The 287-nt window shown below is 44.9% G+C and carries 1 tRNA gene; it reads left to right on the top strand.

The annotated features are described in order from the left end of the window. A tRNA-Ala gene (locus L8G48_RS13370) sits at nt 1–76 on the top strand. Nucleotides 77–287 lie beyond the last annotated feature (211 nt).

Here is a 287-nt window from a genome sequence, read left to right as displayed (position 1 = left end):
GGGGCCATAGCTCAGCTGGGAGAGCGCCTGCCTTGCACGCAGGAGGTCAGCGGTTCGATCCCGCTTGGCTCCACCATTTCTTCTCTTGATGTAACCGTTAGCGTTAAGTGTTCTTAAACAAGAATAGTTACCGGTAACAATGCGTTACATGCTCTTTAACAACATGAAAAGCTGATTGTAATATTAATAAGTAAGAATGCCACTCTATTTGAACAACCGATTCGGTAGAGGCGTATCGAACTTGTGTACAGCGAGAACAAACAATCTTGGTCATGTATACCAGACAC

This window comes from Idiomarina aminovorans (assembly GCF_023155095.1).
Lineage (GTDB): Bacteria > Pseudomonadota > Gammaproteobacteria > Enterobacterales > Alteromonadaceae > Idiomarina > Idiomarina aminovorans.
The sequence above is the reverse complement of the archived record's forward strand: the minus strand, read 5'-3'. Positions and strand labels throughout refer to the sequence as shown.